The 22,049-nt window shown below is 59.2% G+C and carries 22 protein-coding genes; 2 read left to right on the top strand and 20 right to left on the bottom strand.

Annotated features, from left to right (window positions below; all coding sequences use genetic code 11):
• Nucleotides 1-82: 82 nt before the first annotated feature.
• The 3 genes from ccsB to KO538_RS26655 form a co-directional block, all read right to left on the bottom strand.
• The gene (gene ccsB / locus KO538_RS26665) at nt 83-1,234 is read right to left on the bottom strand and encodes a c-type cytochrome biogenesis protein CcsB (RefSeq protein ID WP_070305283.1); all 1,152 of its coding nucleotides are present in this window, start codon (nt 1,232-1,234) and stop codon (nt 83-85) included.
• 64 nt (nt 1,235-1,298) lie between these two features.
• On the bottom strand, nt 1,299-3,395 hold the full coding sequence (locus tag KO538_RS26660; protein ID WP_219330162.1) for a cytochrome c biogenesis protein ResB: 2,097 nt from the start codon (nt 3,393-3,395) through the stop codon (nt 1,299-1,301).
• A 184-nt stretch (nt 3,396-3,579) separates the two neighbouring features.
• Nucleotides 3,580-4,251 (bottom strand): cytochrome c, encoded by a 672-nt coding sequence (locus KO538_RS26655; protein WP_219330161.1) that lies wholly within the window; start codon nt 4,249-4,251, stop codon nt 3,580-3,582.
• 186 nt (nt 4,252-4,437) lie between these two features.
• On the opposite strand from KO538_RS26655, the gene yihA reads away from it, so the two are divergent.
• Nucleotides 4,438-5,181: a ribosome biogenesis GTP-binding protein YihA/YsxC gene (gene yihA, locus KO538_RS26650; protein ID WP_034753234.1), complete on the top strand. Its 744-nt coding sequence runs from the start codon at nt 4,438-4,440 to the stop codon at nt 5,179-5,181.
• A gap of 76 nt (nt 5,182-5,257) precedes the next feature.
• On the opposite strand, the gene KO538_RS26645 is transcribed toward yihA, so the two are convergent.
• The 5 genes from KO538_RS26645 to KO538_RS26625 all read right to left on the bottom strand — a co-directional run bounded on the left by KO538_RS26645 (nt 5,258) and on the right by KO538_RS26625 (nt 12,879).
• Entirely contained in the window at nt 5,258-6,145 is an 888-nt protein-coding gene (locus KO538_RS26645; RefSeq protein ID WP_235194248.1) for a hypothetical protein, read from the bottom strand.
• Between the two features lie 280 nt (nt 6,146-6,425).
• A complete protein-coding gene (locus KO538_RS26640; RefSeq protein WP_219330160.1) occupies nt 6,426-9,536 on the bottom strand; it encodes an efflux RND transporter permease subunit in 3,111 nt (1,036 codons plus the stop codon).
• Entirely contained in the window at nt 9,533-10,705 is a 1,173-nt protein-coding gene (locus tag KO538_RS26635; protein ID WP_219330159.1) for an efflux RND transporter periplasmic adaptor subunit, read from the bottom strand. Before KO538_RS26635 ends, KO538_RS26640 begins: the two co-directional genes overlap by 4 nt.
• A gap of 90 nt (nt 10,706-10,795) precedes the next feature.
• Nucleotides 10,796-12,154, bottom strand: coding sequence for an ATP-binding protein (locus tag KO538_RS26630; RefSeq protein ID WP_034753225.1), 1,359 nt, complete (start codon nt 12,152-12,154; stop codon nt 10,796-10,798).
• Nucleotides 12,151-12,879, bottom strand: a complete 729-nt coding sequence (locus KO538_RS26625; protein WP_034753223.1) for a response regulator — start codon at nt 12,877-12,879, stop codon at nt 12,151-12,153. Before KO538_RS26625 ends, KO538_RS26630 begins: the two co-directional genes overlap by 4 nt.
• 185 nt (nt 12,880-13,064) lie before the next feature.
• On the opposite strand from KO538_RS26625, the gene KO538_RS26620 reads away from it, so the two are divergent.
• Entirely contained in the window at nt 13,065-13,598 is a 534-nt protein-coding gene (locus KO538_RS26620) for a Spy/CpxP family protein refolding chaperone (RefSeq protein ID WP_161781502.1), read from the top strand.
• A 95-nt stretch (nt 13,599-13,693) separates the two neighbouring features.
• Here the strand turns inward: KO538_RS26620 and dsbD are convergent, their stop codons facing one another.
• From dsbD to rpsE, 12 genes are all read right to left on the bottom strand, one after another.
• A complete protein-coding gene (dsbD, locus tag KO538_RS26615) occupies nt 13,694-15,640 on the bottom strand; it encodes a protein-disulfide reductase DsbD (RefSeq protein WP_257620603.1) in 1,947 nt (648 codons plus the stop codon).
• A gap of 171 nt (nt 15,641-15,811) precedes the next feature.
• Nucleotides 15,812-16,204 carry a 50S ribosomal protein L17 gene (gene rplQ, locus KO538_RS26610; protein ID WP_034753219.1) on the bottom strand — a complete coding sequence of 131 codons (393 nt, stop codon included), beginning with the start codon at nt 16,202-16,204 and terminating at the stop codon, nt 15,812-15,814.
• Nucleotides 16,205-16,339: 135 nt separating this feature from the next.
• Nucleotides 16,340-17,317, bottom strand: coding sequence for a DNA-directed RNA polymerase subunit alpha (locus tag KO538_RS26605; protein ID WP_008444343.1), 978 nt, complete (start codon nt 17,315-17,317; stop codon nt 16,340-16,342).
• Nucleotides 17,318-17,428: 111 nt separating this feature from the next.
• Complete coding sequence (gene rpsD / locus KO538_RS26600) at nt 17,429-18,052, bottom strand: 30S ribosomal protein S4 (RefSeq protein ID WP_010394478.1); 624 nt, start codon at nt 18,050-18,052, stop codon at nt 17,429-17,431.
• A 258-nt stretch (nt 18,053-18,310) separates the two neighbouring features.
• Nucleotides 18,311-18,715: a 30S ribosomal protein S11 gene (gene rpsK / locus KO538_RS26595; protein ID WP_010394475.1), complete on the bottom strand. Its 405-nt coding sequence runs from the start codon at nt 18,713-18,715 to the stop codon at nt 18,311-18,313.
• Between the two features lie 17 nt (nt 18,716-18,732).
• Complete coding sequence (gene rpsM / locus KO538_RS26590) at nt 18,733-19,098, bottom strand: 30S ribosomal protein S13 (RefSeq protein WP_046681666.1); 366 nt, start codon at nt 19,096-19,098, stop codon at nt 18,733-18,735.
• 14 nt (nt 19,099-19,112) lie between these two features.
• The gene (gene rpmJ / locus KO538_RS26585; RefSeq protein ID WP_010394471.1) at nt 19,113-19,226 is read right to left on the bottom strand and encodes a 50S ribosomal protein L36; all 114 of its coding nucleotides are present in this window, start codon (nt 19,224-19,226) and stop codon (nt 19,113-19,115) included.
• Nucleotides 19,227-19,268: 42 nt separating this feature from the next.
• Nucleotides 19,269-19,487 (bottom strand): translation initiation factor IF-1, encoded by a 219-nt coding sequence (gene infA, locus KO538_RS26580; RefSeq protein ID WP_005663428.1) that lies wholly within the window; start codon nt 19,485-19,487, stop codon nt 19,269-19,271.
• A gap of 18 nt (nt 19,488-19,505) precedes the next feature.
• Nucleotides 19,506-20,840: a preprotein translocase subunit SecY gene (secY, locus tag KO538_RS26575; RefSeq protein WP_010394438.1), complete on the bottom strand. Its 1,335-nt coding sequence runs from the start codon at nt 20,838-20,840 to the stop codon at nt 19,506-19,508.
• Nucleotides 20,841-20,872: 32 nt separating this feature from the next.
• Nucleotides 20,873-21,304 (bottom strand): 50S ribosomal protein L15, encoded by a 432-nt coding sequence (gene rplO, locus KO538_RS26570; protein ID WP_034753211.1) that lies wholly within the window; start codon nt 21,302-21,304, stop codon nt 20,873-20,875.
• 30 nt (nt 21,305-21,334) lie between these two features.
• Nucleotides 21,335-21,514 (bottom strand): 50S ribosomal protein L30, encoded by a 180-nt coding sequence (gene rpmD, locus KO538_RS26565; RefSeq protein ID WP_010394435.1) that lies wholly within the window; start codon nt 21,512-21,514, stop codon nt 21,335-21,337.
• Nucleotides 21,515-21,524: 10 nt separating this feature from the next.
• The gene (rpsE, locus tag KO538_RS26560; RefSeq protein WP_010394433.1) at nt 21,525-22,043 is read right to left on the bottom strand and encodes a 30S ribosomal protein S5; all 519 of its coding nucleotides are present in this window, start codon (nt 22,041-22,043) and stop codon (nt 21,525-21,527) included.
• Nucleotides 22,044-22,049: the final 6 nt, after the last annotated feature.

The following is a 22,049-nucleotide window of genomic DNA, read 5'->3' as shown; positions in this document are numbered from 1 at the left end:
AGGGCAAGGCGCCTTGCCGCAGGCAGTACGCATAGTACGACAAGGCAAGGCAACGCCGCCATGGGCTTTTTCTCGGGTACTTTTACAGTTTTCCGTAAGAATGCAGGCCGGACAGGAACATGTTGACGCCCAGGAAAGCAAACGTCGTCACCAGCAAGCCCACCAGTGCCCACCACGAGGCGACGCGGCCGCGCAAGCCCGTCATCAGGCGCATGTGCAGCCAGGCTGCATAGTTGAGCCAGACGATCAGCGCCCACGTTTCTTTCGGATCCCACGACCAGTAGCCGCCCCATGCTTCGGCCGCCCACAGGGCGCCCAGGATGGTGGCTACCGTAAAGAAAGCGAAACCGACGGAAATAGCCTTGTACATGACGTCGTCGAGCACTTCCAGCGACGGCAAACGGTCAACCAGATAGCCGCTCGACTTGAGCAGATACGCCGCCGCCACCATGGCCGACAGGGCGAAGGTGCCGTAGCCGATGAAGTTGGCCGGCACGTGGATCTTCATCCACCAGCTTTGCAGGGCCGGCACCAGCGGCTGGATTTCTGCCGCGTCGCGCGTGACCGTGTACCACATCAGGAACACGACGGCCGCCGAAATGACCAGCATGACGAAGGCGCCCAGCTGGCGCGTCGCGTAGTGCTGCTCGTAATACAGGTAGAACATGGCCGTGATCAGGGAAAACAGGATGAACACTTCATACAGGTTCGATACGGGGATGTGGCCCACGTCGGCGCCGATCAGGTAAGACTCATACCAGCGCACCAGCATGCCCGTCAGGCCCAGCACGACGCCGGCCCAGCACAGCAGGGAACCGACGGACGAGCCGAATTCCGAGCGCGCCACCAGGCCGATCCAGTAGAACAGGGTCGACAGCACGAAAAGCGTGCCCATCCAGAGTATGGCGGACTGGCTCGACAAGATATATTTCAGGAAGAATTTCTGGTTCGCCATCTCCAGGTGGCCCGCATACAGCTCGATGGCGAACAGCGACAGCACGGCCGCCACGGGGATCAGCCAGCGCACGGGCTTCCAGTACCAGCCCAGCCACGCGAACGTGGGCGCCGCGGCCAGCAGGATGGCTTTTTCATAGATATCCATGAATTCGCCAAAGCGCATCAGGCCGAACAGGGATGCCGCCAGCAAGCCGGCGCCATACAGCCAATCGATCAGGCTCAGGCGCTTGAAAAATCCTGGTTCCTGCGTATATATTTGCTTGTTTGCCAATTCCATCATTTTCTCCATTCCCGGCGGCGCCGCAGCGTCCCGAAACTCAGCCAATCCAACTCAGCGCAGCTTACGCCGATTGCGGCAGCTTTGCCTTCAAGTTCTCAAATTCTTTTTCAAAATCCAGGGTCTTGCGCTGCGTGCTCATGGCCATCAAGGCCTCGCTGCCGCCCTCGCCATCCTTGATCCACACCCACAGGCGGCGCTCGCGGATATAGAACATGGAAAATACGCCGATCACGAGGAACAGACAACCGAGGTAGACGACGCTCTTGCCCGGCGAACGCGTCACTTGCAGCACGGATGCCTTGATTTCCGTGAAGTCGTCGAGTTGCAGATACACGGGCGCGCCATAGAAGAAGCTGTCGGACAGCGCATTCGTGGCCAGTTGCAGGAAGCGGCCATGCTTGTCATCGGCCTCGATGGCTTTCAAGCCATCCTGGGCACGCGCCGCCTGCCACAAGTCCCACAGGCTGCCATTCAAGATTTTCATAAAGATATCAGCCGCTTTTTCTTGCTCGGCGGCAGGAATTTTCTCCAGGAAACGCGAAATGGCGAGGAAACCGCCCTCTTGCCCATTGCCGGCAAAGATGCCGAGGCTTTTCGCGGCCGATTCCTGCAACTGGCCGCGCAAGGCTTCCGCGCCCGCCTGTGGCATGGCCCGCGCCGCATAGCGCGTTGCGGCCTGCTGGCGCAGTTCCGGATCTTGCAGCGCGGCACGCAAGCGCATCCATTCGTTCACGCTGTAATTGTCATCGGCGGGAATGCGCAGATAGCTGAACGGATCGCTGGGGTTGACGCGCATGCCGGCCAGGAACACCGTCGTGCCATCGACCGTGACGGGCTGCATGTAGTTCTGGTACTCGCGCGCCTGGCCTGTCTTGTCGCGCAATTTGTATTGCACCGAGGGGCCGACGTTCTTGAGATCCTTGTTGTTCGCGTTCTTCGCGGCTGAACCGAGGCGCTTGTCCAGGCCGACGGAGAATTTCTCGTTGAAACTTTCCGCCTTGCTGACGGCGCGCACATCCTGGCCCGCGCTGAGGTTTTCCACGTTGAACGGACGGAAACCCGACCATTCCACTGTGTAGGAATTGCCATCGCTGCGCTCGAGCGGCGTGCTGCCGCCCACTTCGCCGCCGATATCGAAACGTTTCGTCGTCTTGCCCGTCATGGGAAAGCCCGTCAACTTGAGCTTGCTGCCGCCATCCTCAAAGCTGGACTGGTACAGGGCCAGGCCCTTGTACAGCAGCGGCTGGTTGACTTTGATAGTCGCTGGGAAACTTTTCCCTGTTTCATGATCGGTGACGACCACATCGCTTGCGAACAGCTTCGGCATGCCCGTGCTGTAGAAATCGATGTGGAATTTTTTCAGCAGGATGGTGATGGGCAGATCCTGGATCAGCACGCCGTCGGCCTGGGGAATGATGGCCGTGTTGCTCGACGAACCTTCCGGAATCATGGTATTGCCGCGGAACGTAGGATTCGACAGGCTCAAACGGTGCTGGGCGGGAATGTCGGCGATCACGCCGCTGCCGGCAAATGGCGTCTTGCCGAAGAACCACTGTTGCACACGGATCGGCATTTCCGAGTCGAGCAAGCCGCCCACGCAGATGATGACGATGGCGCCGTGGGCAAAGATATAGCCCCATTTATTGGCCGCGCCACGCTTGGCCGCCACCAGGGTGGCGTTGTCCTTCTCGACCACCTTGGCCGCATAGCCGGCGTCTTTCAGGCGCATCACCATCTGCTGGGCCAGCACGGCGCGCGGCAGCGGCACCTGCCATTCCAGCTTGTGGTGGAAATTGCGCAACGATTGCTCGCGCACGGTTTCGCGCCAGCTACGCATGTCCTTGAGCATCTTCGGCGCATTGCGCACGATGCACAGCGAGGTCGAGGCGACGAGGAAACCCATGATCACGAGGAACCACCAGGCCGAATACACGGAATACAGGCTCAGCTTGTCGAAAACGGCGAACCAGAACGGACCGAACTGGTTCACATAATTGGGCATGGGCTCGTTTTGCTTGAGCACGGTGCCGATGATCGATGCGACGGCGATCAGGGTCAGCAGGCTGATGGCAAAGCGCATCGACGAGACCAGCTCGACGAATTCAGCCAGGCTGCGGCGTTGGGTCTTTAACTCGATTCCGGTCGTGCCTGTGCTCATACGTGAATACTCATACGGGATATGCAATCTTCAAGAAAATGTGGCATGGAGCAGATAGTTTCTCCGCGCAAGGCGGCAGCATACTCCTGTTTGGCCCCTGCCATGAAAAAGGGCAGCCCGTTGAGACGGCCGCCCTTGTTCACGCGCGCTGCTGCGCCTGGCAATCTCTTGCCACTATGAAAACTTACTTCAGGCCGGCGATATAATCGGCCACGGCGGCGATCTCGTCATCCGACATGCGGGCGGCGATGGTGTGCATTTCCGCGCTGTTCTTGCGGGCATCGGCCTTGGTGCTGCGGAACATCGTCAACTGGGCCACCGTGTAATCCTGATGCTGGCCGGCGATGCGCGGATACTGGACGGGAATGCCATTGCCCGTCGCGCCATGACAGCTGGCGCAGGCTGCAACTTGCTTGGAAGCAATGCCACCACGGTAGATTTTCTTGCCCAGGTCGATCGTATCCTTGTTTTTCGCGGCACCCGGCTTGGACAGCTGCGTGCCCAGGTAGGCAGCGATATTCTTCTTGTCGGCGTCGCTGAGCATCTTCGCGTACGTCGTCATGACGGGCTGGTTGCGCTGCGGCGTCGTGAAGTCGACCAATTGCTTGTAGATATAGCTTTCGTGCTGACCGGCCAGCTTCGGATTGACCGCGATGGTCGAATTGCCGGCCGCGCCATGGCAGGAGACGCAGGCAGGCAGACCGCGCGCCGCATCGCCATCGGCGTACAGGGTAGCGCCCTTGGCAGCGTCAGCCTTGACGGCCGGTTTCGGTGCTTCGACCGCAGAGGCAGTTGCCGATACAGCCAGCAAAGCGAGCAGCATGGATTTGAACAACGGTGAAAACGCACGATTCATTCAGGCACCCTGAGACAGTGAGAAATTAGTGGTGGACATTGCCGCGCCCTGTGGATTTTTGCTTTATTTTCAGGGCCGCAAGCCGCATCGCTGCTACGCCGGCAACAATAAACAACCCCTTATTGTACAATAGCTTCTTGGCGTTATCGCTCCCTTATCGCTCCCTTTTGTTGCTTTACTACTCCCATGTCAAAACTCTGGCAAGCCCGCTTCTTTACGACCGTCAACCAATTGCGTGACCTGCCCGATACCACGGTGCCGGAAATCGCTTTTGCCGGCCGCTCCAATGCCGGTAAATCGACCGCCATCAACATCTTGTGTAATCAGAAAGGCTTGGCGTTCGCCTCCAAGACACCTGGCCGTACCCAGCACATCAACTACTTCTCCATCGGCGGCGCCCACGTGGCGCAGCACCGCAAGGATGCCACCATCGTCGAAGAGATCGAATGCCTGCTGGTCGACTTGCCGGGCTACGGCTACGCGGAAGTATCGGGCTCGGCCAAATTGCACTGGCAGCGCCTGCTGGGCGACTACGTGCAGCGCCGCGAGCAATTGGCAGGTTTGATCCTGATCATGGATTCGCGCCGCCCGTTCACCGACCTGGACATTCAAATGCTGGAATGGTTCGCCCCGACGGGCAAACCGATCCACTGCATCCTGACGAAAGTCGATAAGCTCAACCGCAACGAATCCGTGAATGCCTTGCGCCAGGCGAAAGCCAAGCTCGACAGCTACGTGGATGAAGACGGCGTCGGCTTCCCGTTCACTGTGCAACTGTTCTCGGCTCTGAAAAGAGTCGGCATCGACGAAGCCAATGACAAGATCATGGAACTGGCCGGCATCAGCGAAGACGGCGCGGCCCAGATGGTCGAACTGATCGAGATGGAAGACGACGTCGAGCCGGAAGCGGGAACCGACAAACCGGCTTGATCGAGATCAACGCTGCGTAAAAAAGGCTGCCCGTTCACACGGCGCAGCCTTTTTTTATTGCAGCGCGTCCTGGCGCCTAGCGCCGTCCCGGCCCAGAGCGCTTCTCGGAAAAGAATTCCTGGCGCAGGAACGCCGTCAGCTCGGCCGTGTCTTCCACCCTGGCGCTCAAGTTGACGTTGCGCCCCAGGCGCCGCGATTCCCACACGAAATCACCAGGTTTTTCAGCACGGATCAGCTGGATCATCTTCTTGATGATGGCCGATTCGATATCGGGTTCATTGCCCAGCTCGACTTTTTCCTGCTTCAGCCAGTTGCGCTTGAAGTTGCCATTCCAGCCCTTGAACTTGACTTCCGCGCTGAACGAGGTCTGGTTGACGATGGAAAACACGCCGCCCGAATCCTCGCGGTCGCTGCCGGAATTGCGCCCCTGGGCGCCGGCGATATTCGCCTTGGCCACGCGCATGGCGCGGTCGTTTTCGCTTTCCTCGGCCGGCGGCGTGGGGTTTTGCGCCTCGCGCTGCTTGCGGCGCTGCTCGATCATCGAGCTCATGTCTTCAGCCGGCGGCGGCGGCAACGGCACTTTCGACACCAGCGGCGGCGTGTAGGTTTCCAGTTTCGGCTTATCGCGCGGCACGTCTTTTGTCACCACCCGCTTGCTCGGCGCCGGCGGCGGTTTCACCTTGGCGACTTTCGTGTCCTTCGGTTTCGGTGTGGGCTTCGGTTGCGGCTTCGGTTGCGGCTTGTCTTTCAGCGGCGCGATGTAGACCATCGCGCTTTCCTTCTTCGGCGGCGGAATCTTTTCGATCTTGTCGCTGCGCAACAGGACATACGCCGCCAGCAGCACGTGCAGCAAGACGGACACGCCGAGCGCCACCTTGCGCGTCGTGCTGGTCCTGGACCCGTAGGCCGGTGGTGGCTGGATCACTTGCCCGCACGTGGGGCAAACATCGGAATCGGCAGCCATCAAATGGGTCGTGTCATGCAAAATGAATCGTGCTTTCTGTGTAGCGAAGAAATAACATTACAGGGCAGCCATAGTGCCAGAGTCCCTTGCTTTTGGGAACACTTCCTCGGCCTTTCCAACCCGAAGCGTACAGGATAGCGACATTCCTTGCAGCGCTGACCAGAGTACCCGAGCCCTCCCTTGACGGTTGTTACCGTATGTATCACTGCCCATACAAAACCGGCGCCCCATTCACGCAGGAAGGAGACGCCGGTCACGGGTCACGCAAGTGCTCACGTACTCAAGCCTTGTTGTCGAGCGCCACCAGTTGCTCGTCGGTCATCGGCCCCGTGCCGCTGTACTTGTCCAGGAACAAATAGATGACGGGAGTGATGAACAGGGTAATCACTTGCGAGAACAGCAATCCGCCGACCACGGCCAGGCCCAGCGGCTGGCGCAGCTCGGCGCCGGCGCCCAGGCCCAGGGCGATCGGCAAGGCGCCCATCAGGGCTGCCGCCGTCGTCATCATGATGGGACGGAAACGCAAAATGCACGCCTGGCGGATGGCCTCAGGTGGGCTCATGCCTTCATTGCGCTGCGCATGCAGGGCGAAGTCGATCATCATGATGGCGTTTTTCTTGACGATACCGATCAGCATCAGGATACCGATGATGGCGATCATGGTCAGGTCCATGCCGAACAGGCGCAGGGTCAGCAGCGCGCCCACGGCCGCCGATGGCAAGCCAGCCAGGATGGTCAGCGGGTGGATATAGCTTTCATACAGCACGCCGAGCAGCACATAGATCACGACCAGCGCGGCAATGATGAGGATGATCTGACTAGCCTGCGAGCTCTGGAACACGGCCGCGTCGCCGCCATAGCGCGTGATGATGGAGGCCGGCAAGCTCATGTCCTTGGCCATCGCGTCGATCTTGCCCGTGGCGATGCCCAGCGGCACGTCCGGCGCCAGGTTGAAGGCGATGGTGACGGCCTGCAACTGCCCTTGGTGATTGACGGACGTGGGCCCGATCGTGCGTTCCACGTAGGCAATACTCGACAGTTTCACCAGTTCGCCCGTCTTGCTGCGCACGGACACGCGCGTGAGCGCATCGTCATACTGGCGGTCGGCCGTGGCCGCCTCCAGGATCACGTAATAGCTGGCAGCCGATGAATAGATGGTCGACACTTGTCGCTCGCCAAAGGCGCTGTACAGGGCCGTGCGGATATCGGACATTTGCACGCCCAGCAGATTGGCCTTGTCGCGGTCGATCCTCAGCGAGGCCTGCAAGCCCTTGATCTGCGAATCGCTGGTGACGTCGCGGAAGGCGGGATCCGTGCGCATGCCGGCAATAAACTTTTCCGCCCAGTCATTCAGGGCGTCGGGACTGACGCTTTGCAAGGTGTACTGGTAGCGGCTCTTGCTCTGGCGCCCGCCCAGCTGCAAGTTTTGCACGGGACGGAAATACACGGCCATGCCGGGCACGGTGCCCGCCGCGCGGCGCAGGTTTTCCAGCACCACGGGCATTTTCGGCCGCTCGCTGCGCGGCTTCAAGACCATGAACATGCGGCCCGTGTTACCGCCGCCGACGAACGACGTCACGTCCTGTACGCTCGGGTCCGCCTTGAGCACGGCCGCCACGCGCGCTTGCAAATCCTGCAGCGCCGCAGAGGAGATGTCTTCCGACGCTTCCGTATTCACCTGGATCTGGCCCAGGTCTTCCTCGGGGAAGAATCCTTTCGGAATGGTCGCGTACAGCAGCACCGTCAGCGCAAAGGTGCACACGGCAACGAACAGCACCACGTTGCGGTGCGCCAGGGCCTTGTCGAGCAGATGCACATAGCCGTTGCGCAATGCCGTGAAACCCGCTTCGAAATGGCGGCCGATAAAGGTTTTCTCGCCATGGCTCGGGTCGCTGTCATCGTGCTCGCGCGAGTCGGCCGGCAGGAAGCGGCTGGCCAGCATCGGCACCAGGGTCAGCGACACAATGGCGGACACCAGCACGGCCAGCGAGACGACGACGGCGAACTCATGGAACAGCAAGCCGATCACGCCCGGCATGAAGAAGATGGGGATGAACACGGCTACCAGCGAGACGGAAATCGAAATGATGGTAAAGCCCATCTCTTTCGCCCCTTCGAGGGCTGCGCGTATCGGTTTCTTGCCCATCTCGATATGGCGCACGATGTTTTCCAGCACCACGATGGCATCGTCGACGACGAGGCCCACAGCCAGGGTAATGCCCAGCAGGGAAACGTTGTCGAGGCTGTAGCCGAGCCAGTACAGCAGGGCCAGCGCGCCGAGCAGCGAGATCGGCATGGTGACGGCCGGAATGAAGGTGGCGGCAGCGCGGTGCAGGAACAAAAAGATCACCAGCACCACCAGCACCACCGTCAGGGCCAGGGTCAGATTCACGTCGTGGATGGCTTCGCGGATCGACAGCGAACGGTCGTTGACCAGGCTGATCTGTATCGACTGCGGCAATTGCTCCTTGAAGCCCGGCAGCAATCGGCGCACGCCATCGACCACTTGCACGGTGTTGGCGTCCGGTTGGCGCTGCACCATCAGGCTGATCGAGCGCTCGCCATTGAAACTGCCGACGGCCTTGATCGATTGAAAGCTGTCTTCCACCTCGGCCACGTCTTTCAGGCGCACGGGCTGGCCGTTGCGGCTGGCGACGATCAGCTCGGCAAAATCGGCCGCTTTCATCATTTGCGGATTGCCCTGGATGGTCAGGGTCTGGCTGGGGCCGTCAAGGATGCCCAGCGGGGAATTCGTGTTCGAGGTGCGCAAGGCAATGGCCAGCTCGTCCATCGTCAGGTTGCGTGCATTCATCAGGTCGGCACGGGCGCGCACACGCACGGCAAAGCGCTTCTGGCCATTGACGATGACCTGGGCGACGCCGGGCAGGGTCGACAGGCTCGGCGCGATCAGGTTTTCCGCATAATCGTTGAGGTCCGACAAGTTCAACGAAGGCGACGTCATCTGGATGAACAGCACGGGCGCATCGGCCGGATTGACCTTGCGGTAGGACGGCAAGTCCGTCATTTCCGTCGGCAACTGGCGCTGCGCGCGCAGCAGGGCCGCCTGCACGTCGACGGCCGCCTCGTTGACATTGATGCTGGCGTCAAACTCCAGGGTCAGCGAGGTATTGCCCAGCGTACTCGTGGACGTGATCAGGCTGAGGCCGGAAATGGTGGAGAACTGTTTTTCCAGCGGCAAGGCCACCGACGAGGCCATGGTTTCCGGGCTGGCACCGGCCAGGTCGGCGCTCACGTTGATGACGGGCGTGTTGTAGCTCGGCAAGGCCGCCACGGGAATTTGCAGGTAGGCCAGCACGCCGGCCAAGATGATGGAGAGGGACAGCAGCACCACCATGACGGGGCGGCGAATGCTCAGTTCGGACAGGTTCATGCTGGCTTGCCCTGCGCTGCGGTGGCGCCATCGGCAGCCTTGTTTTTTTCCGCCAGGCGCACCTTGCTACCCGGACGCAAGTTCTGCTTGCCATCGACAATGACTTTTTCATCACCCGCCAGGCCGGTAACGACGGCGTTCGGCCCGAATGCATACACGCGGGCAATCTTGCGCATCTTGGCCGTGCTGTCCGCTTCCATCGAGTACACAAAAGTGCCGGCGGTACTCGTGATGATGGCATTTTGCGGGATCACCAGCGCATCCTTGAGGGTGCGCACGGTCAGCTGCGTATTCACGTACTGGCCAGGCCACAGGTCGGTGCCGCCATTATTGAAACGGGCCTTGATCTTGATCACGCCCGTGGCGGGATCGACGGCATTGTCGATAAAGTTCAGCTTGCCGTCGAGCCGCTTGCCGCCCGCGTCCGACAACAGCGCCGTGACAGGCACCTCGCCCGCCTTTTGCGCCGCCAGCAAGCCGGACAAGCTGCTTTCCGGCAAGGTGAAGACCACGTCGATCGGGTCGAGCTGGGTGATGCTGGTCAGCGACGTGGTCGGCTGCACCAGGCTGCCCGCATAGACATTGATGGCGCCCACCCTGCCCGCCTGCGGCGCGCGCAGGACGGTGTAGCTGGAATCGACCTGGGCGGCGCGCAAGGCGGCCTGGTCGGCGGCCAGCAAGGCACGTGCCGCGTCGAGCTGGCTTTGCAGGGTATCGACAGCGCCCTGGGCAATGAAATTCTTGCTCAGCAAATCCTGGTTGCGCTTGAGCTGGCGCTCGAAGTCCTGCACCGAGGCGCGGTCGCGCAAGACCTGCGCCTGTGCCTTGTCGACATTCGCATGCTCGCTGCGCGCGTCCAGCGTAAACATCAGCTCGCCCTGCTTGACGAACTGGCCTTCGCGTATATGCACCTTGCTAATCGTGCTGGTCGTCTGCGGGTGCAAGTCGACGCTGCTGATCGGCATCACGCTGCCATTGGCTTGCAGCACCATCGGCACATCCTGGCGCACTGGCGCGACCACGCTCACCGTCGTCGGCGCCTGCCCGCCCTTGCCCCCTTTGCCATCCTGCCCACCGGCCGCCGCGCCGGACGGATGAGTGAAATACCAGATGCCGCCACCGATACACAGGGCCGCAGCCACGAGGATTGCCAGACTAGTCTTTTTCATTGTTCTGTCACGCTGTCGCAGCGCAGGGCTGCAGGTTGAATGTAGTAGTTGCCAGGGGGCATAAAGCACAATATTGTCGCACGGAAATGCTCACTTTCCTGCGTAATACTCTGGCACGATGAGGGTGACTTCCAGTCCACCGTCGACGTGATTGGACAGCAAAACCGTGGCGCCGTGCTGCTCGGCGATATTGCGCGCGATGGTCAGGCCCAGGCCCGTGCCGCCCGACTCGCGCGAACGCGAGGTCTCGATACGGTAAAACGGTTCGAACACCTTGGCCAGCTGATCTGGCGCAATGCCCGGCCCGCCATCACGGATGCGGATGCGCGCGGCACCGGGGATGCGCTCGACGGTGACTTGCGCGTACTGGCCATATTTGACGGCATTGTCGATCAGGTTCACCAGGCAGCGCCGCATGGCGATCGGGCGCGCCATCAAGGCCATACTGGCTTGCCCGGCCAAGGTGACATTCTGGCCGGCATCGGCCGCGTCGGAGCAGACGCTGTCCAACAGGGAATCGAGATCGAGCGCCTGCATCGCTTCCGTGCTGTCCATCGAGCGGGCCAGGTCCAGTCCTTCCTTGACCATGCTCTGCATGGCAGACAGGTCGCCCACGAGGCGGTCATACAATTCCGTATCGGCCACTTTTTCCAGACGCAAGCGCAAGCGCGTGAGCGGCGTCTGCAAGTCATGCGTAATGGCGGCCAGCATCTGTGTACGCTGGGAAATGTGCTGGCGGATGCGCGCCTGCATGGCGTTGAAGGCGGCGCTGGCCTGGCGGATTTCGCTGGCGCCAGACAGGGTCAGCGGCGGATGGTTGATGTCGTTGCCCAGGTCTTTCGCCGCCTGCGCCAGCTGCTTGAGCGGGCGCATGGTCATGCGCGTGACCAGGTAGGCGAGGATGGCAATGCTGATCAGGAAAGGCAGCAAGGTCATCCAGTCGTTATGTTCATTGAATGGCGGCTGCTGGCGCGGCGGCAAGACCATCAGGCGCAGCACGTGGCCATCCTGCATGCGCACGTCGAGGTTTTCGCAGGTGCCGCCCCATGGCTTGGCGGAAAACATGCCCGGTGATTTGCGCGGTTCGATACAGGCGGCCGGGCGTTCGGCCAGCGCGCTGACCTTGAAACCTTCACCCAGTTTGGCTTGCAGGGCGGTGGAAAATTCCGTCGGCTTGCCCGGTACATGCTCGACATCGGGACGCAATTCCAGGCGCACGCTGCCCTTGTTGGCCACCTTCAGGTAGGCGGCGCGCGAGGCCAGCGGCACCACGTCGGCCGCCATCACCAGCTGCTCGGCCCGCTCGACGGCGTGGTAATCGCGGTATTGCTCGATGGCGCGCTGGCGTTCGCCCACGGCCAGCCACTGCGTCAGCGCGGCCGAAGCGACGATGCCGATCAGCAAAAACACGAAGACTCTGCCCGTCATCGAGCCCAGGAAGGCCTTCACGCGTGCGGCTCCACATTGACCTGGCCGGCCAGCACGTAGCCGCCGTTGCGCACGGTCTTGATGATTTGCGGCAAGCGGGCATCTTCGCCGAGTTTTTGCCGCAGGCGGCTGATCTGGATATCGATCGAGCGGTCGAACGGATCGGCGTCGCGGCCCTGCGTCAGGTTCAGCAGCTGGTCGCGGTTGAGCACGCGGTTCGGGTGCTCGAGGAAGACGCGCAGCAGGCGGAATTCCGCGCCCGACAGCATGATCACCAGGCCACTGGGATTGAGCAGGTGGCGCGCCGTCAAGTCCAGGGTCCAGCCGGAAAAGCGGATTTGCTGCGCCTTGTCCGACGGCACGTTCGACGGCATGGCATGGCTGCGGCGCAGCACGCTGCGTATGCGCGCCAGCAATTCGCGCGGCTCGAACGGTTTCGGCAAGTAATCGTCGGCGCCCATTTCCAGGCCCAGGATGCGGTCCAGCGGTTCATTGCGCGCCGTCAGCATGATCACCGGCACCGTCGATTGGGCGCGCAGCTTGCGGCACAAGGTCAGGCCGTCGTCACCGGGCAGGTTCAAGTCGAGCACGATCAAATCGGGCCGCGTTTCATCGAGGATTTTCCACATGGCCGTGCCATCTGCCGCGCCCAGGGTGCGGTAGGCGTTCGTTTCCAGGTAGTCCGCCAGCAAGCTGCGGATATCGCGGTCATCGTCGACGATGAGAATTGTAGAAGTGGGTTCCATGGTACGAATTATCCCCACTTCCCCCGGCCTTGCACAACGCATTTGTATCGTCTTGTATATAGAAGACCCGAAGAAACATATAGATACAAACTGTCTGGCAGCGGACACTTCGGGGAAACATGGCGAGTCCAACATGGATTCATGTGCAGCAACATGTACATCCCTCACTTTACAAAGGAATCCAGATGAACGCCTCAATGAAGACTTTACGCAAGAATTTGATCATCGCCATGAGCGTACTCGGCATGGGTGCGGCATCGCTGACCGTCCACGCCCAGGAAGCGGCCGCCAGCGCGCCTGCCGCCAGCACCAAGATGCAACATGAAGGCCAGCGCGGCCAGCACCGCGGAGGCAATCCCGCCGAACGCATGGCCAAGTACCAGGCCCGCCTGCACGACAAGCTGAAGCTGACGGCCGCCCAGGAACCGGCCTGGGCCACGTTCACGGCCGCCAACGCACCGAAAAAGCCGATGGGCGACTGGAAAGCCAAGCGCGAAGCGATGGCCAAGCTGTCGGCGCCGGAACGCATGGAACAATGGATCGCCATGTCGAAGGAACGCATCGCCGACCAGGAAAGCCGATTGGCCTCGCTGAAAACGTTCTACGCCGTGCTGACGCCGGAGCAAAAGAAAGTGTTTGATGACAGCGTGCCTGGCGGCAAAGATGGTGGAATGCGCGGCCACCATCGTGGTCATGGTGCGCACCATAAAGCAGGCTGAGCGCAGGTCGGATTAGCGGCGGAACGCCGCGTAATCCGACAACCTTGTTGACGTGTGCGGTGGTGTCGGGTTACGCCCTGGCGGGCTAACCCGACCTACTCCTCCAGCTTGCGCAACGAGGTCAGGAAAGTGGCCGCGTTCTGGAAGCCGATCACGCGCGACTGGGCGATTTCCTGTCCCTGCGGATTGAACATGATGATGCCCGGCGGGCCGAACAGCTGGAAACGTTTCAGCATGGCCTTGTCGTCCGCATCATTGGCCGTCACGTCCACTTGCAGCAGCACGGCTTGCCCCATCTTCTCGCGCACGGCGGGGTCGACGAAGGTCAGTTTTTCCATCTCGATGCACGACACGCACCAGTCCGCATAAAAGTCCAGCAAGGCCGGCTTGCCGTTCAGCTGTGCCAACGCCGCATCGAGCTGCGCCACTGTCTTTACACGCGTAAATGGTTGCGCGTGCACTTGGCCACCACCGAGGTGCGCCAGCGGCGCCAGCGGGTCGCGGCCACCGCTGGCCACGCCAACCAGTTGCATCGCGCCCAGCACGGCAAAGACGAGGCCGAAGGCCTTGGCCACCCAGGCGTTCTTCGCGCCGCTCTTGCCCACCAGCAGATACATGCCATAGCCAACAAACAAGACCGTCCAGCCCAGCATCTGCACGGCGCCCGGCAGCACGGGCGAGACCAGCCACCAGGCCACGCCCAGCTGAAGCACGCCAAAGAAGCGCTTGACGGCATCCATCCACGCGCCAGCGCGCGGCAACAAGGTACCGGCCGACACGCCCACCAGCAGCAGCGGCACGCTCATGCCCACGGCCATGGCGAACAGGGCGCTGCCGCCGATGACGACGTCGCGCGTCTGGCTGATGTACAGCAAGGCGCCAGCCAGCGGCGCGGCCACGCATGGCCCCACGATCAGGGCGGAAATGGCGCCCATGACGAACACGCCCGCCAGGCGGCCCGACGATTGCTGGTTCGACACGGACGTCAGCTTGCCTTGCAGGAAAGCCGGTACTTGCAGCTCATAAAAACCGAACATCGACAGGGCCAGGCCCGCCATCAGCAAGGCAAAGAAACCGAGCACCCACGGGTTTTGCAGTTGCGCGGCCAGGCCTTCGCCCGCCAGACCGGCCGCCACGCCCAGCGCCGTGTAGACGATGGCCATGCCCAACGCGTACGTCAGCGACAGCAGCAAACCGCGCGAGCGGCTGACCTTGGCGCCGTCGCCGATGATGATCGACGACAAGATCGGCACCATCGGCAGCACGCACGGCGTAAAGGCCAGGCCCAGGCCCAGCAACATGAACAGGGGCACGATGACGAGCAGCTTGCCGCCCTTCAGTGCCGCTTCGATCTTGCCCATTTCGCTTTGCGCAGGCGCGGCGCTTGCCACCGCGGGGGCCGCCGCCACCGGCTCGGGCGTGCTGGTGATGTCCGCTTGGGGAATGCTCATCACGGACACGCCAGGCGACGCTTGCGCCTGCGGACCATTGACAGCCGCCGTGTCGACTGCGGGAGCTGCCGGCAAGGCGAATTTCGATGGCAAGCCGCCCGGCGCCATGCTCTGGCCGCCGCCACCGCCCACCAGCTGGGCCGTGGCATCCTGCGGCGCATAACACAGGCCCTTGTCGGAGCAGCCCTGGCCCGTCGCCTTCAGGGTGAACGCGCCGGCCGCTTCCACGGGAATCGTGATGGTCATCGTCTTGCGGAACGTTTCCACGTTCTTCTGGAAAGTATCGTCAAACTTGACCTTTCCAGCCGGATACACGGGCGTGCCCAGCTTGGCGCCCACGGCCTCGAACTTGAAGCGCTCGTGGTACATATAGTAGCCATCGGCAATCACATAGGTGACGGCGATGGTGGACGGATCCTGCATGCGGGCGGAAAACTTGAAGGCCAGCTCGGGATCGAGGAATTCATCGTCGGCACGGGCATGATTGGCGCCAAAGACGGCCATGGCCAGCAGCAAGCTGGTGGCAAACCACAGCAACAGTTGACGTAGGGGAGCGGCGCGCGCGGTGGCGCTGGAGGGGAAACGGGACATGAACGACCTTTTTCTGCGGCATCAGCTGTGCCATTCAACAAGAGACGCGCGGGGCGTGCAGTGGCTGCAGGGCCGGCGCGAAAGAAGAATAGTACACCGCAGCAAGGATAGCTGCAGCAGAAAACAAAAAAGCCAGGCTAAGCCTGGCTTTTCTTGAAGCGGCTACTGGGATTACTCGCCAGCAACTTCAACTGCTTCGGTCGTATCTGGACGATCCATCAGTTCAACGAACGCCATAGGAGCGTTATCGCCGACGCGGAAACCCATTTTCAGGATACGTACATAACCACCGTTACGGTTGGCGAAACGTGGGCCCAGTTCAGCGAACAGTTTGACGACCATTTCACGGTCGCGCAGGCGGTTGAAGGCCAGACGCTTGTTTGCCAGGGAGTCGGTTTTGCCCAGGGTCAGAATTGGCTCGACAACGCGGCGCAGTTCTTTTGCTTTTGGCAGGGTGGTTTTGATCGCTTCGTGACGCAGCAGCGATACTGTCATGTTGCGCAGCATTGCCAGACGGTGGGACGAGGTACGATTCAGTTTACGGAGGCCGTGACCGTGACGCATGGTAAATCCTTTCGGTAGTGAGTTTAAATCCAGTTCTTCGATCAATGAAACCAGGGTTTCATCGCGGACCGGTTTGGTACTTCAAAAATAAAAGCCTGGGACACCTGTCCCAGGCAGTTTGCTACAAACTTCGAATTACTTTTCCAGGCCGGCAGGCGGCCAGTTTTCCAGCTTCATGCCCAAGGTCAAGCCGCGCGATGCCAGCACTTCCTTGATTTCGTTCAGGGACTTGCGGCCCAGATTTGGCGTTTTCAGCAGTTCGTTTTCCGAACGTTGGATCAGGTCGCCGATGTAGTAGATGTTTTCCGCTTTCAGGCAGTTCGCCGAACGCACGGTCAACTCCAGATCGTCGACTGGACGCAACAGGATAGGATCGACCAGCGGAGCGCGCGATGGCGCTTCGGCGGCGGCTTCCGTGCCTTCCAGGGCAGCGAACACATTCAACTGGTCCACCAGAACGCGGGCCGACTGGCGGATCGCTTCTTCCGGCGAGATCACGCCGTTGGTTTCGATGTTGATGATCAGCTTGTCCAGGTCGGTACGCTGTTCAACGCGGGCCGATTCAACGAAGTACGATACACGGCGCACTGGCGAGAACGACGCATCCAGAATGATGCGGCCGATGGTCTTGTTCGTGTCTTCCGACAGGCGACGCACGTTACCAGGAACGTAGCCGCGGCCTTTTTCAACCTTGATCTGCATGTCCAGCTTGCCACCAGCGGTCAGGTGGGCGATCACGTGGTCAGGGTTGATCAGTTCGACGTCATGCGGCAGGTCGATGTCGGAGGCCAGGATCGCGCCTTCGCCTTCTTTTTTCAGGGTCAGGGTTACCGAATCGCGGTTGTGGACTTTGAAAACCACACCCTTCAAGTTCAGCAACAGATCGACGACGTCTTCTTGCACGCCATCGAGGGAGGAATATTCGTGGACGACGCCAGCGATCGTCACTTCGGTCGGCGCGTAGCCTACCATCGACGACAGCAGAACGCGGCGCAACGCGTTACCCAATGTGTGGCCATAGCCGCGCTCGAACGGTTCCATCACGACTTTGGCGTGACCTGCACCGAGAGCTTCAACATCGATAATACGTGGCTTCAACAAACTGTTTTGCATGAAATGTCCTTTTCAATACCCTCGGCTCATTACACCGATAAGGCTGATGGCATTAGTGAAACGCCCACTTTACAAAAGCAAAGTGGGCGGAGATCTTGCTACTGACTACTATTAACGCGAGTACAGCTCGACGATCAGCGATTCGTTGACGTCGTTAGCGATTTCGTTACGCTCTGGCAGGGACTTGAAGGTACCTTCCATTTTCTTGGCATCAACCGAAACCCAGCTAGGCATACCAACTTGTTCAGCCAGCGACAGTGCTTCAACGATACGCACTTGCTTTTTCGATTTTTCACGAACAGCAACGATGTCGCCAACTTTGACTGCGTAAGAAGCGATGTTCACAACGATACCGTTCACGGTGAACGCTTTGTGGCTGACCAATTGACGCGCTTCAGCGCGGGTCGAGCCAAAGCCCATGCGGTAGCAAACGTTGTCCAGACGCGTTTCCAGCAACTTCAACAGCGTTTCGCCGGTGTTGCCTTTACGACGGTCTGCTTCAGCGAAGTAGCGGCGGAATTGACGTTCCAGCACGCCGTACATGCGCTTGACTTTTTGCTTTTCGCGCAGTTGGTTACCGTAGTCCGAGGTGCGGGCGCCGGATTTGACACCGTGCTGGCCTGGCTTGACGTCCAGTTTGCACTTGCTGTCCAGCGAGCGACGTGCGCTCTTCAGGAACAGGTCTGTACCTTCACGGCGGGAAAGTTTTGCTTTAGGTCCGATATAACGTGCCACGATACTTCCTTTTTTTAAATGATAACGCCCCAGCCACATGCATGATCAAACACACTGATGCGGTTAGGCGCTAGTCTGATTTGGTTTCAATCAGACGGTGGCTGAAAACGAAAAACCCGTCAAACAGAATTTGACAGGCAAGAACAGCCGGGCAGTATAACCGTTTCCGGCTCCCTGCTCCAGCGTTTTCACACAACTGTACTGAGTTACAACAGACAGCAAAGCAGCTGGCGCCGAAGCGCCCTCTGCAACACTATCTTAGATACGACGACGTTTCGGTGGACGGCAACCGTTGTGCGGTACCGGCGTCACGTCCTGGATCTCGGTGATCTTGATGCCCAGGTTGTTCAGCGCGCGAACGGCGGATTCACGACCAGGACCTGGGCCCTTGATACGTACTTCCAGGTTCTTGACGCCACACTCAACAGCCACTTTACCAGCGGCTTCCGCGGCGACCTGCGCTGCGAATGGGGTCGATTTACGCGAACCCTTGAAGCCTGCACCGCCGGAGGTAGCCCACGACAAGGCATTGCCTTGACGATCGGTGATGGTAATGATGGTGTTATTGAACGATGCGTGGACATGTGCGATGCCTTCAGCGACGTTCTTTTTAACTTTTTTACGCACGCGTGCTGATGCGGCGTTATTTTGCGACTTAGCCATAATTATTCCCTAGCGGATTATTTTTTCAGCGATTGAGCGGCTTTACGCGGTCCCTTGCGGGTACGTGCGTTCGTACGCGTACGCTGGCCACGGCAAGGCAGACCCTTACGATGACGCATGCCGCGGTAGCAACCCAGATCCATCAAACGCTTGATGTTCATGGACAGTTCACGACGCAGATCGCCTTCGACGATGAATTTACCTACTTCATCGCGCAGCTTTTCCAGTTCGCTGTCATCCAGATCTTTGATCTTTTTGTTGGTTGCTACACCGGTCGATGCACAGATTTTCTCTGCGCGTGGACGGCCCACACCGTAGATGGCCGTCAGGCCGATAACGGTATGCTGATGATTTGGGATATTAACCCCTGCAATACGTGCCATTTGTTATTCCTCGATTAACCTTGACGCTGCTTGTGACGTGGTTCCACGCAGATAACGCGGACTACGCCTTTGCGCTTGATGATCTTGCAGTTGCGGCAGATCCGCTTGACTGATGCGAGAACTTTCATTTTTGGGCTCTTTCTTTCGCTTCTTTGGTTTGATTCAGTGTGTTACTTGGTACGGAACACAATGCGGGCTCGGCTCAGGTCGTACGGCGTTAACTCCACCGTCACCTTGTCTCCAGGGAGAATGCGAATATAGTTCATCCGCATTTTACCTGAAATATGCCCGAGCACCACGTGTCCGTTCTCCAGCTTCACTCGAAATGTTGCATTTGGGAGATTCTCAAGAATCTCGCCCTGCATCTGTATGACGTCGTCTTTTGCCATTCGGTATGTTTACCGCGCTTAACGCGTCGGAATTCCGCCCTTGAAATTTGCTTTGCGCAGCAGTGAATCATATTGCTGCGACATCACGTAGTTCTGTACTTGCGCCATGAAATCCATGGTGACAACTACAATAATCAATAAAGAAGTACCGCCGAAATAGAATGGTACTTTCCACTGGGCTTGCATAAATTCCGGCAATAAACACACCAGGGTGATGTAGACTGCGCCGGCAAGTGTCAAGCGTGTCAGGATCTTGTCGATGTAACGGGCTGTCTGCTCGCCTGGACGAATCCCGGGAATGAACGCACCGCTTTTCTTCAAGTTATCCGCTGTTTCCTTGCTGTTAAAGACCAGCGCTGTATAGAAGAAACAGAAAAACACGATCGCCACTGCGTACAACAGCGCATGGATAGGCTCACCAGGCCCCATCGATGCTGCCAAATCTTTCAAGAACCGCACCGCAGGGTTAGCGTTGTCGGCGCCCTTTGAAAACCAGTCCACGATAGTGGCCGGGAACAAGATGATCGAAGAAGCAAAGATCGGCGGGATCACGCCGGCCATGTTCAGCTTCAACGGCAAATGGCTGGTTTGACCGCCATAAATCTTGTTGCCTACCTGGCGCTTCGCGTAATTGACCAATATTTTGCGCTGACCACGTTCGACGAATACAACGAAGTACGTTACCAGTGCTACCAGGATCACGATGAAAATCGCGCTGAAGCTGCCGATCGAACCATTCGACACCTGAGTGAACAAGCCACCCAACGCCGACGGCAGACCTGCTGCAATCCCGGCAAAAATGATGATCGAGATGCCATTCCCCAAGCCACGCTCGGTAATTTGCTCACCCAACCACATCAAAAACATTGTTCCGGTCAACAAAGTGACGACCGTCACGAAGCGGAATGCAAGACCAGGTTCCAACACCAGACCAGCTTGCGACTCCAGTGCGACTGCAATGCCTAACGCTTGGAACAGTGCCAGGGCAACCGTGAAATACCGGGTGTACTGGGTGATCTTGCGACGACCTGCTTCGCCTTCTTTTTTCAACGCTTCCATCTGCGGTGACACGATCGACAGCAATTGCATGATGATCGAGGCCGAGATATAAGGCATGATACCCAGCGCAAACACTGTAAAACGAGACAAGGCACCGCCCGAGAACATGTTGAACATGCCCAGGACGCCGCCTTCGTGCTCCTTGAACAGCGAGGCTAATTGTGTCGGGTCAATCCCGGGAACCGGGACGTGAGCACCGATACGATAAACCACCAATGCGCCAAGCAAAAACCAGAGCCGTCCCCAAGGGAAACCGGCCGCTGCACTTTTAGCAAGTTGTGGATTAGTCGCCAATTTTCGCTCCGATCAAGCTGTTAGCGGTCAACTCAGGCTACCGAGCCGCCGGCTGCTTCGATGGCTGCTTTCGCGCCAGCGGACACTTTCAAGCCCTTCAAATTCACCGCTTTGGTGATTTCGCCGGACAAGATCACGCGCACGTCACGGGCCAACACGCCCAGAACGCCAGCTTGCTTCAAGACCAGAATGTCGACATCGCCAACAGCCAGGTTGTTCAGATCGGACAGGCGCACTTCAGCTTTGAAGGTTGCGTGCATCGATTTGAAACCGCGCTTAGGCAGACGGCGTTGCAGAGGCATCTGACCGCCTTCGAAACCGACTTTATGAAAGCCGCCCGAACGCGATTTCTGACCTTTGTGACCACGACCCGAGGTTTTACCCAGGCCGGAGCCGATACCGCGACCGACGCGACGCTTGTAGTGCTTAGCGCCTTCGGCTGGTGCAATAGTATTCAATTCCATGATTTGCTCCGTTCGTGTAAGCCCGAAGGCTTACCCGACAACTTTAACGAGATACGATACTTTATTGATCATGCCGCGTACGGATGGGGTGTCTTGCAATTCGGAAACCGAATTTACACGACGCAGACCCAGACCGCGCACGGTAGCGCGATGCGATTCGCGCGTACCGATCAAGCCCTTGACCAATTGCACTTTGACTGTGTTTGTCATTTTGTCCACCTTAAGCCAGAATGTCTTCGACCGACTTGCCGCGTTTGGCAGCGATATCGGAAGCAGTGCTCATTTTCGACAGGCCGTCCAGCGTAGCGCGTACCAGGTTGTATGGGTTGTTCGAACCGGTGGATTTCGCCACCACGTCCGTCACGCCCATCACTTCGAAGATAGCGCGCATTGCGCCACCAGCGATAACGCCAGTACCAGGCTTAGCTGGGTTCATCAGGACCTTGGAGGCGCCGTGACGACCAACAACCGTGTGATGCAAGGTGCCGTTTTTGAGCGGTACTTTGATCAGGTTGCGACGGGCTTCTTCCATTGCCTTCTGCACGCCAACTGGCACTTCTTTCGATTTGCCCTTGCCCATGCCGACGCGGCCATCGCCATCACCAACTACGGTCAGCGCGGCGAAACCCATGATACGACCACCCTTGACCACTTTGGTCACGCGGTTGATCGCGATCATTTTTTCGCGCATGCCATCATCCGGCTTGTCGCTTTGCATTTTTGCTTGCATTTTTGCCATGATTGA

The organism is Janthinobacterium sp. NKUCC08_JDC (assembly GCF_019345575.1).
GTDB lineage: Bacteria > Pseudomonadota > Gammaproteobacteria > Burkholderiales > Burkholderiaceae_D > Janthinobacterium > Janthinobacterium aestuarii.
The sequence above is the reverse complement of the archived record's forward strand: the minus strand, read 5'-3'. Positions and strand labels throughout refer to the sequence as shown.